This window comes from Burkholderia sp. GW821-FHT14F03 (genome assembly GCF_058803765.1).
Genome location: NZ_JBXAPG010000005.1, coordinates 136,618 through 151,910 on the forward strand (window position 1 = coordinate 136,618; position 15,293 = coordinate 151,910).

14 protein-coding genes are annotated in these 15,293 nt (G+C 72.3%); 8 read left to right on the plus strand and 6 right to left on the minus strand.

All coding sequences use genetic code 11. From position 1 onward, the window contains the following. Positions 1-11 precede the first annotated feature (11 nt). A complete protein-coding gene (locus AC1RQF_RS05555) occupies positions 12-521 on the plus strand; it encodes a flavin reductase family protein (RefSeq protein WP_273998877.1) in 510 nt (169 codons plus the stop codon). Here the strand turns inward: AC1RQF_RS05555 and AC1RQF_RS05560 are convergent. Continuing rightward, entirely contained in the window at positions 508-1,008 is a 501-nt protein-coding gene (locus tag AC1RQF_RS05560; RefSeq protein ID WP_252981816.1) for an Lrp/AsnC family transcriptional regulator, read from the minus strand. The genes AC1RQF_RS05555 and AC1RQF_RS05560 overlap by 14 nt on opposite strands. 127 nt (positions 1,009-1,135) lie before the next feature. On the opposite strand from AC1RQF_RS05560, the gene kynB reads away from it, so the two are divergent. Genes kynB through kynA form a run of 3 tightly spaced genes read left to right on the plus strand, consistent with a single transcriptional unit; the run spans position 1,136 to position 4,000 of the window. After that, positions 1,136-1,774, plus strand: a complete 639-nt coding sequence (kynB, locus tag AC1RQF_RS05565) for an arylformamidase (protein WP_492871492.1) — start codon at positions 1,136-1,138, stop codon at positions 1,772-1,774. Between the two features lie 45 nt (positions 1,775-1,819). Next, the gene (gene kynU / locus AC1RQF_RS05570; protein ID WP_274004363.1) at positions 1,820-3,070 is read left to right on the plus strand and encodes a kynureninase; all 1,251 of its coding nucleotides are present in this window, start codon (positions 1,820-1,822) and stop codon (positions 3,068-3,070) included. A 48-nt stretch (positions 3,071-3,118) separates the two neighbouring features. Then, the gene (gene kynA, locus AC1RQF_RS05575) at positions 3,119-4,000 is read left to right on the plus strand and encodes a tryptophan 2,3-dioxygenase (protein WP_274004364.1); all 882 of its coding nucleotides are present in this window, start codon (positions 3,119-3,121) and stop codon (positions 3,998-4,000) included. 49 nt (positions 4,001-4,049) lie between these two features. Here the strand turns inward: kynA and AC1RQF_RS05580 are convergent, their stop codons facing one another. The 5 genes from AC1RQF_RS05580 to mdlC all read right to left on the minus strand — a co-directional run bounded on the left by AC1RQF_RS05580 (position 4,050) and on the right by mdlC (position 9,990). Further along, the gene (locus AC1RQF_RS05580; RefSeq protein WP_492871493.1) at positions 4,050-5,435 is read right to left on the minus strand and encodes an MFS transporter; all 1,386 of its coding nucleotides are present in this window, start codon (positions 5,433-5,435) and stop codon (positions 4,050-4,052) included. 275 nt (positions 5,436-5,710) lie between these two features. After that, positions 5,711-6,631: a ketopantoate reductase family protein gene (locus AC1RQF_RS05585; protein WP_492871494.1), complete on the minus strand. Its 921-nt coding sequence runs from the start codon at positions 6,629-6,631 to the stop codon at positions 5,711-5,713. 11 nt (positions 6,632-6,642) lie between these two features. Next, entirely contained in the window at positions 6,643-8,094 is a 1,452-nt protein-coding gene (locus AC1RQF_RS05590) for an aldehyde dehydrogenase family protein (RefSeq protein WP_273998883.1), read from the minus strand. Between the two features lie 163 nt (positions 8,095-8,257). Continuing rightward, positions 8,258-8,383, minus strand: coding sequence for a hypothetical protein (locus tag AC1RQF_RS05595; protein ID WP_492871495.1), 126 nt, complete (start codon positions 8,381-8,383; stop codon positions 8,258-8,260). Continuing rightward, positions 8,380-9,990 carry a benzoylformate decarboxylase gene (mdlC, locus tag AC1RQF_RS05600; protein ID WP_492871496.1) on the minus strand — a complete coding sequence of 537 codons (1,611 nt, stop codon included), beginning with the start codon at positions 9,988-9,990 and terminating at the stop codon, positions 8,380-8,382. Before mdlC ends, AC1RQF_RS05595 begins: the two co-directional genes overlap by 4 nt. A 104-nt stretch (positions 9,991-10,094) precedes the next feature. On the opposite strand from mdlC, the gene AC1RQF_RS05605 reads away from it, so the two are divergent. The 4 genes from AC1RQF_RS05605 to AC1RQF_RS05620 all read left to right on the plus strand — a co-directional run bounded on the left by AC1RQF_RS05605 (position 10,095) and on the right by AC1RQF_RS05620 (position 15,121). Then, complete coding sequence (locus tag AC1RQF_RS05605; protein WP_492871497.1) at positions 10,095-11,012, plus strand: LysR family transcriptional regulator; 918 nt, start codon at positions 10,095-10,097, stop codon at positions 11,010-11,012. A gap of 128 nt (positions 11,013-11,140) precedes the next feature. Continuing rightward, positions 11,141-12,532, plus strand: a complete 1,392-nt coding sequence (gene dalD / locus AC1RQF_RS05610) for a D-arabinitol 4-dehydrogenase (RefSeq protein WP_273998888.1) — start codon at positions 11,141-11,143, stop codon at positions 12,530-12,532. Positions 12,533-12,617: 85 nt separating this feature from the next. Continuing rightward, positions 12,618-14,099: a xylulokinase gene (gene xylB, locus AC1RQF_RS05615; RefSeq protein WP_492871498.1), complete on the plus strand. Its 1,482-nt coding sequence runs from the start codon at positions 12,618-12,620 to the stop codon at positions 14,097-14,099. Positions 14,100-14,170: 71 nt separating this feature from the next. After that, on the plus strand, positions 14,171-15,121 hold the full coding sequence (locus AC1RQF_RS05620) for a sugar-binding transcriptional regulator (protein WP_273998891.1): 951 nt from the start codon (positions 14,171-14,173) through the stop codon (positions 15,119-15,121). Positions 15,122-15,293: the final 172 nt, after the last annotated feature.

Consider the following 15,293-nt stretch of genomic DNA (forward strand, 5'->3'; position numbering starts at 1 on the left):
GCCATCGCGCCATGAAGCAGGCCGTTCCGCCCAATTTCGACGTCGCCGCGTTCCGTCACGCGCTCGGCCAGTTCGCGACCGGCGTGACCGTGATCACGACGCGCGCGCCGTCCGGCCAGCTGATCGGCATCACCGCGAGTTCGTTCAACTCGGTCTCGCTCGATCCGCCGCTCGTGCTGTGGAGCCTCGCGCTCAAATCGGCGTCGCTGCCGGTGTTCCGCGGCAACAGCCATTATGTCGTCAACGTGCTGGCCGCGTCGCAGCTCGATCTGTGCCGGCGCTTCGCGACCGTCAAGGGCGACCGCTTCGAGGGCGTGTCGCACGCGGCGGGCGACTCCGGCATGCCGGTGCTCGACGGCGCGCTCGCCTGGTTCGAGTGCCACAACCGCAGCCGCTACGACGAGGGCGACCACGTGATCTTCGTCGGCGAGGTCGAGCGCTGCGGCGTGCACCCCGACGCAGCAGCGCTCGCGCCTCTCGTGTTCCAGAGCGGCGGCTTCCACGCGCTCACAGCACTTTGAGCGCGCCGGTGCGGGCCAGCGCCACCGGCGGGCCCGCTTCGTCCTTCAAGGTCTGCAGCACGATGTTCGAGCGGATGTCCATCACGCCCGGCGCCTTGTACAGGTGGTTCAGCACGAAGTCCGAGTAGTGCTTCAGATTGTGCGCGAGCACGCGCAGCAGATAGTGGCTCTCGCCCGTCACGACGAACGCGCCCACCACCTCCGGCCATTCCCGCAGCGCCTCCGCGAAACGCTCGTGCCAGTGCGTCTGGTCGTTGCGCATCGATACCTGCACGAACGCCTCCAGCTCGAAGCCCAGTTTCTCGCGGCTCAGGCACGCGCGGTAGCACTCGATCACGCCCTGTTCTTCCAGCAGGCGCATTCGGCGCAGACAGGCGGACGGCGAGAGCGCAATGCGCTCGGCCAGGTCCAGGTTGCTGATCCGTCCCTCTTGCTGAAGTACGGCCAGAATACGGCAATCGGTGGCGTCGAGCGTAATCGCATGCATTTTTGGTCCCCGTTTTAACGCTGTTTCGAATTATCTGCCAAATTGGTGGATTGTCCATGCCTATTTTGCAAGCACGTTCGACGCGGCTTTGCCTATCATCGCTAGCGTTCACTTCCGCTACGCACGCATGGACACGCTCTGGGACATTTCACCGCCGATCGACCCCGCCACGCCGGTCTGGCCCGGCGACACGCCGGTCTCGATCGAACGCGTGTGGCGCATGGAGGCGGGCTCGCCCGTCAACGTCGGCCGGCTCACGCTGTCGCCGCACACGGGCGCGCACGCCGACGCGCCGCTCCACTACGACGCGGCCGGCGCGCCGATCGGCGCGGTGCCGCTCGATGCCTACCTCGGGCCGTGCCGCGTGATCCACTGCCTCGACGCCGCGCCCGCGGTGCGCCCGGACGCCCTGCGCGCGGCGCTCGCCGGCGCGCCGCCGCGCGTGCTGCTGCGCACCTGCCGCGAGGCGGCGCAACGCCACTGGGACAGCGCGTTCTGCGCCGTCGCGCCGCAGACCATCGACCTGCTCGCCGAGCACGGCGTGCGCCTGATCGGCATCGACACGCCGTCGCTCGACCCGCAGGAATCGAAGACCATGGACGCGCACCACCGCATCCGCACGCATCGAATGGCGATCCTCGAAGGCCTCGTGCTCGACGCCGTGCCGCCCGGCGACTATGAACTGATCGCGCTGCCGCTCAAGCTCGCGACGCTCGACGCGAGCCCCGTGCGCGCCGTGCTGCGCGCGCTGCCGGCCCCGCGCTGAACCCCAATCCGTTTCGTTACGCCCACCCTGCCCATGACGCTCATGATCCATTCCCGTGAAGACGCCCTCGCGCTCGACCGCGACGACCCGCTCGCGCCGTTGCGCGACCAGTTCGCGCTGCCCGACGGCGTGCTCTATCTCGACGGCAATTCGCTCGGCGCGCAGCCGCGCGCGGCGGCCGCGCGCGCGCAGCAGGTGATCGGCGAGGAATGGGGCGCCGGTCTGATCCGCAGCTGGAACACCGCGGGCTGGTTCGCGCTGCCGCGCCGTCTCGGCGACCGGCTCGCGCCGCTCGTCGGCGCGGGCCGCGACGAGATCGTGATCACCGACACCATCTCGATCAATCTCTACAAGCTGCTCGCCGCGATGCTGCGCCACCAGGGCCGGCAGGCGCCCGAGCGCCGCGTGATCGTATCGGAGCGCTCCAATTTCCCGACCGACCTGTACATCGCGCAAGGCCTGATCGCCCAGCTCGGCGGCGGCTACACGCTGCGGCTCATCGACGACCCGGCCGACCTGCCCGCCGCGCTCGGCGACGACACCGCGGTCGCGATGCTCACGCACGTGAACTACCGCACCGGCTACATGCACGACATGACGGCGGTCACGCACACGGTCCGGCAGGCGGGCGCGCTAATGCTGTGGGATCTCGCGCACTCGGCAGGCGCGGTGCCGGTCGACCTGAACGGCGCGGGCGCGGACGGCGCGGTCGGCTGCACCTACAAATACCTGAACGGCGGCCCCGGCGCGCCCGCCTTCGTGTGGGTGCCGGCACGCCGCCAGGCCGACTACGAGCAACCGCTGTCGGGCTGGTGGGGACACCGCGCGCCGTTCGCGATGACCCCCGCGTTCGAGCCCGATCCGGGCATCGCGAAATTCCTGTGCGGCACCCAGCCGATCGTGTCGATGTCGATGGTCGAATGCGGTCTCGACGTGTTCGCGCAAACCGACATGGCCGCGCTGCGCCGCAAGTCGCTCGCGTTGTCCGACGCGTTCATCGCGCTCGTCGAGCAGCGCTGCGAGGGGCAGGCGCTGAAGCTCGTCACGCCGCGCGCGCATCATCAGCGCGGCTCGCAGGCAAGCGTCGAGCACCCGCACGGCTACGAGGTGATGCAGGCGCTGATCGCGCGCGGCGTGATCGGCGACTATCGCGAACCGCGCATCCTGCGCTTCGGCTTCACGCCGCTCTATACGCGCTTCGTCGACGTGTGGGATGCGGTCGAGACGCTGCGCGACGTACTGGTCTCGCAAGCGTGGCGCGCGCCCGAATTCGCCGCGCGCGCGACGGTGACCTGAGCCGCACGCCTCATTCAAACCACGGAGACAGATGTGAATCCCGGCCCCCTGCCCACCCCCGGCGACGGCGCGCCGTCCGGCTGCCCGTTTTCCGGCGCGCGCGCCGACGGCGACGGCTGGCACAGCGCCCAGCTCGATTTCTCGACCTCGATGAGCTACGGCGACTACCTGTCGCTCGGCGCGATCCTCGACGCGCAGCACCCGTTGTCGCCCGACCACAACGAGATGCTGTTCATCATCCAGCATCAGACCAGCGAGCTGTGGATGAAGCTCGCGCTGTTCGAGCTGCGCGCGGCGCTCGCGTCGATCCGCGGCGATGCGCTGCCGCCCGCGTTCAAGATGCTCGCGCGCGTGTCGCGGATCCTCGAACAGCTGGTGCAGGCGTGGAACGTGCTCGCGACCATGACGCCGTCCGAGTATTCGGCGATGCGGCCGTATCTCGGCGCGTCGTCGGGCTTCCAGTCCTACCAGTACCGGCAGCTCGAATTCCTGCTCGGCAACAAGAATCCGCAGATGCTGCGCCCGCACGCGCACCGGCCCGACGTCCTCGCCCAGGTGCGCGACACGCTCGAGGCGCCCTCGCTGTACGACGAGGTGATCCGCCTGCTCGCGCGGCGCGGCTTCCCGATCGCGCCCGCGCGCCTCGAGCGCGACTGGACCGGCCCCACCGAGCACGACGCGTCGGTCGAGGCCGCGTGGCTCGAGATCTATCGCGCCCCCGACGCGCACTGGGAACTGTACGAACTGGCCGAGGAACTGGTCGATCTCGAGGATGCGTTCCGTCAGTGGCGCTTCCGCCATGTCACGACGGTCGAGCGGATCATCGGCTTCAAGCAGGGCACGGGCGGCACCGACGGCGCGCCGTACCTGCGCAAGATGCTCGACGTCGTGCTGTTCCCGGAGCTGTGGCACGTGCGCACCACGTTGTGATGCCGGGCGGACCGCGCGCTCCCGCATGCGGGGCCGCGGTCCGCGGGCGTCACGCGGACGGCCGCGCGAGCGCCTCGTCCACGCGCGCCGCGCCGCCGCGCACACGCGGAATGTGCCGTCGCACCGCGAGCAGCGCCACGCACACCGCTCCCATCGCGGCCGCCAGCATCGCGAGATAGGCGGGCGCGCCGCCCGCCGTGATCACCGCCGCGCCCGCGAACGCGCTCAGGATCGCGCCGAGACGGCCGAACGCGAGCGCGCTCGCCGTACCGGTCGCGCGCACCGGCGTCGGATAGATATGCGCGCACAGCGCGTACATCGTCGACTGCACCGCATTGACGAACAAGCCGTGCGCGCCGAGCCCCACGATCAGCCAACGGGTGTGCGCGCCCGCGTCGACGCCGAGCAGCGCCGCCGCGCTCGCCGCGCCGCCGACGCAGCACAGCGCGAGCGGCACGCGCGACCCGAAGCGGCCGATCGCGAACGCGCAGCCGAGCGCGCCCAGCACGCCGCCGAGGTTGTACGCGGTGAGCCCCGCGCCGGCCGTCGACACGTCGAGGCCGGCGGCGATCAGCATGGTCGGCAGCCAGCTGAACGCACTGTACACCGCGAGCAGGCACATGAAGAACGCGCACCACAGCGCCAGCGTGTCGCGCGCCTGTCCCGCCGCGAACAGCGCGCGGAATCCCGACGATGCGTGCGCGGCGGGCTCGCCGGCATCGGCGAAGACCGCGCCGGGCGCGACCGGCCGCCGCATGCGCGCGAGCAAACGCCCCAGTTCGGCCCAGCGTTGCGGCCGCCGCGCAAGGTAGCGCGGCGATTCCGGCAAGGCGCGCACGAGCAGCGCGCCGAGTCCGAGCGGCAACGCGCCGCCGATCACGAACAGCCCGCGCCAGCCATAGGCGGGCAACACGCCATGCGCGAACAGCCCCGCGAGCATGCCGCCCAGCGGCACGCAGACGATCGTCGCGGTCACCATCACGGTGCGGCGGCGCGCGGGCGTGAATTCGGCCGTCATCGTGGTCGCGCTCGGCAACGCGCCGCCGATGCCCAATCCCGCCACGAAGCGCAGGCCCGCGATCGTCGCGATATCGGGGGCGAAGCCGATCGCGCAGGTCGCCGCGCCGAACAACAGCACGCTGCCGATGATCGCCCAGCGCCGCCCGAAGCGATCGGCGATCAGCCCCGCGCATGCGCTGCCGACCCCCATCCCGATCAGCCCCGCCGCAACCACGGGCGCGAATGCGCCGCGCGCGACGCCCCATTCGCGCATCAGCACGGGAATCGCGAAACCGATCAGCTGGCTGTCGAAACCATCGAACACGATCGACAGCGCGGCGAGCAGCACCACGCAGCGCTGCATCGGGGTAAACGGCCCATGATCGAGCGTCGCGCCGACATCGATCGCGAGCGGGGACTCCCGCCCCGCGCTCATGACGGCCTCCGCTTCGACGGGGATCGGGGCGTGCAAAGCATGGCCGGGCGGGTGCCCGGTCGGACCTGGTGCTTCATTTCGTCTCCTGGATCGGCGGCGCGTCATGAGCCGGGCCGGCCTCTGTCGGGCCATGTGCCGTTGGCGCGACGCGCGCGTGGGCGGCTGCATCGAACCGACGCCGCCCCCGGCGTCGGCGGGCGCCGCACCGCCGGCGGCGGCGCCCGAGGAACGTGCGGACGAACCGCCGGCGGGCGCGATGCACGCCCGCCGGCCCGCTAACCCGCGCGCGCGTCGATCACGCGCACGAGCCGCAGCAACATCTCGGTGCATGGCGTCGCGACGCCCGCGTCACGCGCGGCCGCGACCACCGCGCCGTTGATCGCCTCGATCTCGGTGCGGCGCGCCGCCAGCGCGTCCTGCAGCATCGACGGCCGATGCCCGCGATGCTCGGCGATCGCATGCAGCACATTCGCCCGCACCACGCCCTCGTCGACCGCAATCCCGCGCGCACGCGCGACCGCCAGCGTTTCCGCCACCACGGCGAGCGCCAGCGACGGACCGTCGTCGCACGCGCCCAACTGGTCGACCGTGCAGCCCGTGACCGTACACAAGGGATTGAGCGCCGCGTTGAACGCGACCTTCTCCCAGATCGCCGCCCAGATGTCGGGGTCGACCGTGCAATGCAGCCCCGCCGCGTCGAGCATCTCGGCCACCGTGTGCACCGACGCGCGCGCGACGCCGTCGGCGCTCATCAGCCGGATCCCGCCCGTGCCGTGCGAGCGTACGTGGGCCGGCCCCGCGAGGTCCGCCGGCCAGGTGGTCACGCCCACCAGGATGCGCTCCACCGGCACCTGTTCGCGTATCGCCTCGACGTTGCCGAGACCGTTCTGCAAGGTCAGCACCAGCGTGTCGTCCGCGAGCAGCGCACGCACGCCGGCGAGCGCCGCGCGCGTATGCCGCGCCTTCGTGAACACCACGACGAGCGCGGGCGGCGCATCGGCCTCTTCGGGCCGCAGCGCACGCAGGCCGGTCACGCGGCGCGCGCCCGCGTCGGTGTCGAGCAGCAGCCCGTCGCGGCGCAGCGCGGCCAGCCGCGCGTCGTCGACGTCGAGCAGGCTCACCGCATGGCCGCGCTCGGCGAGCAGGCCGCCGAACAACGAGCCCATCGCGCCCGCGCCCAGCATCGCGATTCTCATCGCCGCCTCCTTCAGAACGGATAGTGACGCGGCGCAGTCTGCACCGTCATCCAGCGCAGGTCGGTGAACGCCGCCACGCCCGCCTTGCCGCCGAAATGGCCGAAGCCGCTGTCCTTCACGCCGCCGAACGGCATCTGCGCCTCGTCGTGCACGGTCGGCCCGTTCACGTGGCAGATGCCCGTCTCGAGGCGCGCGGCGACCCGCCATGCGCGCGCGATGTCGCGGCTGAACACCGCCGACGACAGGCCGAACGCGTTGTCGTTCGCGCACGCGATCGCGGCCTCGTCACCGTCGACCCGCACGATGCCCTTGACCGGCCCGAACGATTCGTCGCGATAGATCCGCATCGCGGGCGTCACGTGGTCGAGCAGCGTCGCCGGCATCAGCACGCTGTCGGCCCGGCCGCCGCACAGCAGGCGCGCGCCGTGCGCAAGCGCGTCGTCGATCAGCGCGTTGCAGCGCGCGACGGTGCGCGCATCGGCCACCGGGCCGAGCACCACCGGCCCCTCGCGCGGATCCCCGAGCGACAGCGAGGCGGCCTTGGCGGCCAGGCGCGCGACGAACGCGTCGGCGATCCGCACGTCGACGATGATCCGCTCGGTCGACATGCAGATCTGCCCGGCATTCGCGAATGCGCCGAACGCGGCCGCGTCGACCGCCGCGTCGAGATCGGCGTCGTCGAGCACGAGGAACGGGGCCTTGCCGCCCAGTTCGAGCACGGCGGGCTTCAGATGCGCCGCGCAGCGCGCGGCGATCAGCCGCCCCACCTCGGTCGAGCCCGTGAAGTTCACGCGCCGCACGGCCGGATGCGCGATCATCGCGTCGACGATCGCGGCCGCGTCGGCGGGCGCGTTCGTCACGAAGTTGACGACGCCGGGCGGCAGCCCCGCGTCCTCGAACGCGTCGACGATCAGCGCATGGGTGGCCGGACACAGCTCCGAACCCTTGAACACCACGGTGTTGCCGCAGGCGAGCGGCAGCGCGAGCGCGCGCACGCCGAGGATCACCGGCGCGTTCCACGGCGCGATCCCGAGCACCACCCCGGCGGGCTGCCGCACCCCCATCGCGAGCGAGCCCGGCAGATCCGACGGAATCAGTTCGCCGCCGACCTGGGTCGCCAGCGCAGCGGCCTCGATCAGCCCGTTCGCGGCCAACTGCACGTTGAAGCCGGCCCACTGCGCGGACGCGCCGGTTTCCGCGGCCATCGCGGCGGCAAACCGCGCGCGCCGCGCCTCGAGCGCACGGGCGGCATCGAGCAGGCAGGCGCGCCGCGCGCTCGGCCCCAGCGCGGCCCACGGGCCGAACGCGGCCGCCGCCGCGTCGACCGCCGCGCGCGCGTCATCGACCGTCGCCGCGCTCGCGCGGGTCGCGAGCGCGCCGTCGAGCGGGTTGCGGCGCTCGAAGGTCGCGCCGTCGCGCGCGGCGCGGCGCGCGCCGCCGATCAGCATCGTCGTTGTCTCCATTCTTCTGTCTCCGGTTGCCTGGTATATCCGTCATGCGAGCTTGATGTCGATTCGTAGGGCGCCGGCGCGCGCGGCGCTTCGTCGAGCGGGCTCCGAAGCGCATGCGCGGCGCACACACCGTCGCTGTCTTCATTCTTACGTCTACGATCGCCTTGCGTGTCCGTCACGCGATCTCGACGTCGACCGGCGCGCGCGCCGCTTCGTCGAGCGCGCTCCGCAGCGCATGCGCGGCGCGCACGTGATCGCTGTCGTCATGCTTACGTCTCCGCCCGCCTCGCCTGTCCGTCACGCAACCTCGACTTCGACCAGCACGGGCGTCGGCGCATGCAGCGCCTCGTCGAGCGCACCCCGCAGCGCATGCGCGTCGCGCACGCGCACGCCGCGGCAACCCAGCCCCTCGGCCAGCGCGACGAAATCGAGGCCCGGCAGCGCGGTGCCCTGCACCGGCTCATCCGGCGCGAAACCGAACACCGGGGCGAACTCGCGCAGCGCCGCATAACATCCGTTGTTGAGGATCACGAAGGTCATCGGCAACGCCAGATGCGCGGCGCTCCACAGCGCCTGGATCGAATACAGGCTCGACCCGTCGCCGATCAGCGCGATCACGCGCCGGCCCGGCTGCGCGAGCGCGACGCCCACGGCGGCCGGCATCCCGTAGCCGAGGCCGCCGCTGTCCATCGTGTAGAACGTGCCGCTTCGCGTAAACGGCAAGTGGCGCTGCATCACCAGCCGCGCGCTCGGCGCTTCCTCGACCACGATGTCGGCCGGGCTGCGCGCGTCCGCGAGCGTCTGCAGCGCATAAGCAACCGACATCCGCGCGCCAGGCCCAGCCGGCTCGACCCGCTCGCGCGCCGCGCGCGGCGCGGGCGCCGGCCGGGGCGCGGGCGCCGCGCGCGCGAGCAGTTCGCGCGCCGCGAGCCGCAGGTTGCCGACCACCGCGTCGCCGACCGGCGTCCACGCGGCGACGCCCGGGTCGTCGACCAGCTGATACAGGCGCGCGCCCGCCGGCACATGCGGGCCGAACCCCTCGACGTGGTACGTGAACGCGGGCGCGCCAAACGCGAGGATCAGGTCGTGACCCGCAAGCTGCGCGACGATCCGCTCGCGCGCCGCAGGCAGAAACCCCGCGAACAGCGGATGATCCTCGGGGAAGCTGCAGCGCCCCGACATCGGCGCGGCATGGACGCGCGCGCCGTGCCGTTCCGCGAGCCGCACGGCCTCGTCCCAGGCCCCGGCACGCTCGAGCGCCGCGCCGACCACGAACGCGGGACGCGCGCACGCGTCGAGCGCCGCGCCCAAAGCCGCCAGCGCGTCCGGATCGGGCGCCACCACCTCGCTCACCCGTCGCGCGGGAAGCCGTTCGGCGGGCTGGTCCCAGTCGTCGACCGGAATCGACACGAACACCGGACCGCGCGGCTCCTGCATCGCGATGCGATAGGCGCGCGCGATCGCGGCCGGGACGTCCTGCGCGCGCGCCGGCTCGATGCTCCATTTCACATAGGGCTTCGGCAGTTCCGCCGCCTGGCTCGCGCCGAGGAACGGCTCGAAGGGCAGGATCGCGCGCGCCTGCTGGCCCGCCGTGACGATCAGCGGCGTCTTGTTGCGGAACGCGGTGAACAGGTTGCCCATCGCATGACCGACGCCCGCCGCCGAATGCAGGTTCACGACCGCCGCATTGCGACGCGCCTGCGCATGGCCGTCCGCCATGCCGACCACCACCGCCTCCTGCAGCCCGAGCACATAGCGGAAATCGGCCGGGAAATCACGGAACATCGGCAGTTCGGTCGAGCCGGGGTTGCCGAACACCGTGTCGATGCCGAACTGGCGGAACAGATCGAACACGGCGTCGCGCACGGTGCAGCGCCCGCCGTCGGCGCACGGGGAGGAATCGCTCATGCCGGCTGGTCTCCTGGGTCATCGGTGTGATCGGTTTCCAGAGTATCCGGGCGCGCCCGATGGCCGGATACTGTATTTTTTGTTCAAAGGCATTCCATCACGGCATGAGTTTCGATCTGCGTCAGCTGCGCGCCTTCACCGCGATCGCCACGCACGGCAGCCTCGGCCGCGCGGCCGAGGTGCTGCATGTCACCCAGCCCGCGCTGAGCCGCATCCTCAAGCGGCTCGAAACCCAGCTCGGCGGCCCGCTGTTCGAGCGCCACACCAAGGGCATGCAGTTGAGCGCGCTCGGCGATGCGCTGCTGCCGCACGCGACCCTGCTGCTGCACGAGGCCGAGCATGCGCGCGAGGAACTCGACGCGCTGCGCGGACTCGCGAAGGGCACGATCAAGGTCGGCGCGGTCGGCAGCATCGCGAGCCTGGTCCTGCCGATCGCGATCGGCCGCGTGCTCGAGCACTGGCCCAACCTGCGCGTCGAGATCCTCGAAGGCGTGTGGGACCGGCTCGCCGACGCGCTCGCGCGCCACGAAATCGATCTGGCGCTCAGCGCGAGCGTGCCCGACACCGACGCGCTGATCGCCCTCCCCGAGTGCCGCTGGCAGGATGAAAGCCACGTGGTCGCCGCGCCCGGCCACCCGTTGTTCGCCGCGGGCGCGCCGCTCCCGCTCCCGCTCGGCGCGACGCGCGCGGCGCGCTGGGCCATGCCGCCGCGCGGCACCGCCCCGTACGAGCAGATGCGCGCGGCCTTCAACGCCGAAGGCCTCGCGCCGCCCGCGCTCGTCGTCGAGACCCGGTCGGTGCTGTCGCTCAAGAGCCTCGTCGCACACGCGGGCTTCGTCGGCTGGATGGCCGAGCCCATGTATCGCGCCGAACGCCGCGCGGGCCTGATCGAGCGGCTGCCGGTGCACGGTCTGAGCGCGACCCGCACGCTGACCGCGTTCCGTCGGCGCCACGGGCTGCTGCCCGGCCCCGCCGCGAAACTCGTCGAACAGCTCGCGCGGCTCACCCGCGAACCGTTCTGAACGCTGGCGCGCCGCAGCATCGATACCCGGGTTTCCCGCCTTGACTTTCACCGACGCGAATACGATCATTCGCCCATATTGAGAGCAAATGATCTAATCGGCCCCGAGCGGCCGCCAGGAGACATCGGATGAACCGTTCCGCCCCCGCCGCGCCGCTGATCGTGCATATCGGCGCCGGCGCGTTCCATCGCGCGCATCAGGCGTGGTACCTGCAGCACGCCAACGCGGCCGTGACGCCCGACGCGCGCTGGTCGCTCGCGGTCGGCAACATCCGCGACGACCAGCGCGCGACGCTCGACGCGCTCGCCGCGCAGGACGGCGCGTACACGCTGGAAACCGTGACTCCGCAAGGCGAGCGCGCCTACGAGACGATCCGCTCGATCACCGAGGTGCTGCCGTGGTCGGCCGATCTCGCCGCGCTCGTCGAGGCGGGCGCGCGGCCCGCGTGCCGGATCGTGTCGTTCACGGTCACCGAAGGCGGCTACGCCCTCGACGAGCACGACCGGCTCGACCTCGCGAACCCGGATCTCGCAGCCGACCTGCAAGGTGCGCGCACCACGATCTATGGCGCGCTCGCGGCGCTGCTCGACGCGCGCCGCGAGCGCGGCGCGGGCCCGCTCACGCTGCTCAGCTGCGACAACCTGCGCAACAACGGCGCGCGCTTTCGGGCCGGCATGCGCGCCTTCCTCGAACGGCGCGGCGCAACGGACCTGCTCGCGTGGTTCGACGCGAACACCACCTGTCCCGCCGCGATGGTCGATCGGATCACGCCGCGCCCGACCGACGAGGCGCGCGCGCGCGTGCTGGCCGCGACCGGTCGCGCGGACGCCTGCCCGGTGATGGGCGAATCGTTCATCCAGTGGGTGATCGAGGACCGCTTCGCCGCGGGCCGCCCCGCGTGGGAGCGGGCGGGCGTCGAGCTGGTCGGCGACGTGCATCCCTACGAGGAGGCCAAGATCCGCATCCTCAACGCGAGCCACAGCTGCATCGCGTGGGCAGGCACGCTCGCCGGCCTGACCTACATCCACGAGGGCACGCTCGACCCGGCGATCCGCGGCTTCGCCGCCGACTACGTGAGCGCCGACGTGATCCCGTGCCTCACGCCGAGCCCGCTCGACCTCGCGCGCTATCGCGACGTCGTGCTCGAGCGCTTCGCGAATCCGTTCATCCGCGACACCAATCAGCGGGTGGCCGCCGACGGCTTCTCGAAGCTGCCCGGCTTCATCGCCCCGACCCTCGCGCAAACGCTCGCGCGCGGCGCGCAACCGGTCGCGACCGCGGTGCTGCCCGCGCTGTTCCTGCGCTTTCTCGAACGCTGGGCGCGCGGCGCGCTGCCCTATGCGTACCAGGACAGCGTGATGGACCCGGACCTCGCGCGCGCGCTCGTCGCCGCGCCGGATCCCGTCGCGGCGCTCGCCGGCGAGCGCGCGCTGTGGGGCGGGCTCGCCGGCGACCCGGCGCTCGCGCACGCGCTGCGCGCGGGCCTCGCACGGGTCGACGCCTGGCTCGCGGCGCGCTGACGCGCGCTCGGGTCAACCCTGCATTGGCATCCCGGCGAACGCCCGGCTAAAGTAGCGGCTCCTTCCGACGGACTGGTCATCGCACATGTATCTCGGCATCGATCTCGGCACCTCCGAAGTGAAAGTGTTGCTGCTCGCCTCCGACGGCGCCGTCGTCGGCACGGCCGGCGCGCCGTTCTCGGTCGCGCGGCCGCATCCGCGCTGGGCCGAGCAGCATCCGGACGACTGGTGGAACGGCACCGTCGCGGCGCTCGCCGCGCTGCGCGCGCAGCATCCGGCCGCGTTCGCCGAGGTGCGCGGCATCGGCCTGTCCGGCCAGATGCACGGCGCGGTCCTGCTCGACCGCGCCGACCGCGTGCTGCGCCCCGCGATCCTGTGGAACGACATGCGCAGCGCCGACGAATGCGCGGCGCTCACCGCGCGCGCGCCGGGCCTGCATGCGCTCGCGGGCAACCTCGCGATGCCCGGCTTCACCGCGCCCAAGCTGCTGTGGGTCGCGCGGCACGAACCCGAATTGTTCGCCGCGACCGCCTGCGTGCTGATGCCGAAGGACTACCTGCGGCTGCGGCTGACGGGCGAGAAGGTCTCCGATCCGTCCGACGCGGCCGGCACGCTGTGGCTCGACGTCGCGCGGCGCGACTGGTCCGACGCGCTGCTCGACGCGGGCGGCATGCGGCGCGCGCAGATGCCGCGCATCGTCGAGGGCAACGCGCCGTCCGGCGCGCTGCGCCCCGAGGTCGCCCGCCTGCTCGGCCTCGACGCCTCGGTGGTGGTCGCGGGCGGCGGCGGCGACAACGCCACCAGCGCGCTCGGGATCGGCGCGACCGAACCCGGCGACGGCTTCGTCTCGCTCGGCACGTCGGGCGTGCTGAGCGTGGTCGGCGACCGCTTCCTGCCCAACCCGGCCTCCGCCGTGCACGCGTTCTGCCATGCGATCCCCGACCGCTGGCAGCAGATGAGCGTGGTGCTGTCGGCGGCAAGCTGCCTGCGCTGGGTCTGCAGGCTGACCTCGACCGACGAGCCGACCCTGCTCGCCGAGGTCGCCGCGCTCGATCCCGCCTCGCTCGACGACGCGCCGTACTTCCTGCCCTACCTGTCCGGCGAGCGCACCCCGCACAACGATCCCTACGCGCAGGGCGTGTGGTTCGGCCTCACGCACGGCACCGACCGCGCGCGGCTCGGCTACGCGGTGCTCGAAGGCGTGACGCTCGCGCTCGCCGACGGGCTCGACGCGCTGCGCGCGGCCGGCACCGCGGCCGACGCGCTGTCGCTGATCGGCGGCGGCGCGCGCAGCGCATACTGGGCGCAGTTGCTCGCCGACGCGCTCGGCGTGCGCACCCGCCAGCACGGCGGCGGCGAGACGGGCGCGGCGCTCGGCGCGGCGCGGCTCGGCTGGCTCGCGGTCGGCGGCGACGCCGCGCGCGTGCTGACCAAGCCGCCGCTGCGCGCGGAATACGCGCCCGACCCCGGCCGCCACGCGGCGCTGCGCGCGCGCCTCGCGCAGTTCCGCGCGCTCTACCGTCACGTGCGGCCGCTGTTCGAGCCGGGCCGCGCACGACTCGCGTGACATCCGTGCCCGCTAACGTGCATGCTTCGACTGTCAACCACTGAGCTGCCTTCCACGTCCATCACGCCACCGTGTCCAAGTCCTCCGAAAAACTCGATCTCGCCACGCGCGCCGCGTGGCTCTACTACGTCGCGGGCGACACCCAGAACGAAATCGCGGAAAAACTCCAGGTCTCGCGGCCGGTCGCGCAGCGGCTCGTCGCGTTCGCGGTCGAGAAGAATCTGATCCGGGTCCGCGTCGACCATCAGGTCGCCGACTGCCTCGACCTCGCCGCCCAGCTGTCGAAACGCTACGGCCTGGCGCTGTGCGAGGTCGTGCCGGTCGACAGCGACACCCCGGGCGCGATCGACCGCAAGCTCGCGGTCGCAGGCGCGCAGGTGATGGAGCGCTACCTGAACGAGGAGCGGCCGATGGTGGTGGCGGTCAGCAGCGGCCGGACCCTGAAGGCCGCCGCCTCGCAGATCGCGCAGCTGGAGCGGCCGCAGCACCGGCTCGTGTCGATGGTCGGCGCGATCGCGCAGGACGGCTCGTCGAACCGCTATGACGTCGCGCAGCACATCTCCGAGAAAACCGGCGGCAAGCATTTCCTGCTGCCCGCCCCGCTGTTCGCCGACAGCGACGCCGAGCGCGCGCAGTGGTGCAATCACCGGCTCTATCGGATCGTCGAGACGCTGTCCGCGCATGCGGACGTCGCGTTCATCGGGCTCGGCAACCTCAGCGCGCCCTGCCCGCTGTACGAGGACGGCTTCATCACCGCGGACGAACTCGAGGAGATGATCCGGCTCGGCGCGGTGGCCGAGATGCTCGGCGTACCGATCGATGCGCAGGGCCGGCGCGTCGCCACGTCGACGAGCGCGCGCGTGACCAGCGTGCCGCTCGATGCGCCGCCGAAGCGGCCGACGATCGGCTTCGCCGGGGGCCCGCGCAAACCGGCGGCCGTGCTGGCCGCGCTGCGCGGCGGCTGGCTGTCGGGTCTCGTCACCGATGAGACCTGCGCACGCGCGGCGCTCGCGGCGGCCTGAGCGCAGGGCGGGCTCGCCGCGGTGCTGCGCGCGCGCCCGCCATCGAGACGCTCCTGTCCGGGAACCCGCGCGCGTCACCGCGGTCCGCGCTGAGACGCTGAGACGCTGAGACGCTGAGACGCTGAGACGCTGAGACGCTGAGACGCTGAGACGCTGAGACGCTGAGACGCTG